At 42.5% G+C, this 1,255-nt stretch carries 1 protein-coding gene; it reads left to right on the top strand.

Annotated features, from left to right (window positions below):
- Positions 1-718: 718 nt before the first annotated feature.
- Positions 719-1,183 carry a hypothetical protein gene (locus tag A0F92_RS07715; RefSeq protein WP_068243853.1) on the top strand — a complete coding sequence of 155 codons (465 nt, stop codon included), beginning with the start codon at positions 719-721 and terminating at the stop codon, positions 1,181-1,183.
- The last annotated feature ends 72 nt before the right edge of the window (positions 1,184-1,255 follow it).

A 1,255-nucleotide genomic window follows, 5' to 3' on the forward strand; every position in this document is an offset into this window, starting at 1 on the left:
GCACCATTTTTTTAGTCGCCGGGGAACTTGTCTCAACACAGGCGAGAATGTCTGCCGAACTGAAGCTGCAATACATTAAACAGCTGAAAACAAAAACCAAAGTAATATTAAAAAGCTAAAGCGGACATTCAGCCGAAGACTGAACAAACTGCGTTGATGTCTGTCGACCATTGCAGCTAACTCGCTAATATACAAATTTTTGCCATCCTGTTCTATTCAATTATAAAAATATTTTTTTGCTGATTTACACTGCGTTAAGCCATTTTTGCGACATACATATATTTTTTTTCCTGCTTCGTAAAGCCAACTTAGCTATTGGTTCCGGTATCCACCCCTTTTCATTTATCCACGCACTGCAGTATACATCTTCGCTAACCTCTCGCACATCGCTACGAGGCTTTTATTTTTTAATATTTATTCAACGAAATGTACACATTATTTTTTAATTTAAAAACCAAATTTTTCCATCAAAACATGTAAGTAGTTTGGCCCTTGCAGCTTACCACCCTCCTTACCTCCTTCCACCCTGCTTCGACCCTGCTTCGAGTCAACAGCGTTGCGCAACGCTGTTGATGGGTACTTATATCGGTAAATACTGCTGTAAAACAGGTACTGCAAATAGCAATGCCCTTACCAAAATAAATAGCAAAAAATTGCAGAAAAATTTGGAAACGGGGGCTGCAGGGTAGTATATTGTATACAAAAAATACCATATTGTATGGCTACCATTCCTTATCAGTTTATTTCGGGTACATTTAACGGACTTACCTTTTATGTGGTAAACGGCCGGCAACTGGTCCGTACCAAAACAAGTATCAATCAACAACGCTTTAATACCGATCCGGCTTTTGAAAAGCTCAGGCAATACAGCGAATGGCTGAAACTGGCTTCGCCTATGGCCAGCAAAATTTACCGGCAACTGCCTCCGCAAAAGGGTTTGCAACAGCGTTTAACCGGCAGGTTAATACAATGGCTCAAAAAAGGCGTGCCACTGGCCGTGGCGGTGCAACGCCTGGTAAATGCGTATTTGCCCCAGCCTATTGCTAAACCTTCAGTACCAACACATGCTGCAGTGGCTTTGTGGCCAAACATACCCATGCCTACCGTTGCTGATGGCCATAAAACAATAAATACCCCAACAGCCATGCCCAGGCGGGGCATACATAGGCCTGGTATTACCTGAGGCAGCCTATCTAAAACCCGTATACAGCAAACTATAGGGCTATTGTTTACAAAAAATAGGGGTACGCACAGC

The organism is Hydrotalea flava, from assembly GCF_001623405.1.
Taxonomy (GTDB): Bacteria; Bacteroidota; Bacteroidia; order Chitinophagales; family Chitinophagaceae; genus Hydrotalea; species Hydrotalea flava.

Excerpts from the sequence above, each read along its gene's own strand:
- A0F92_RS07715 (WP_068243853.1), top strand. The coding sequence starts at position 719 with ATGGCTACCATTCCTTATCAGTTTATTTCGGGTACATTTAACGGACTT.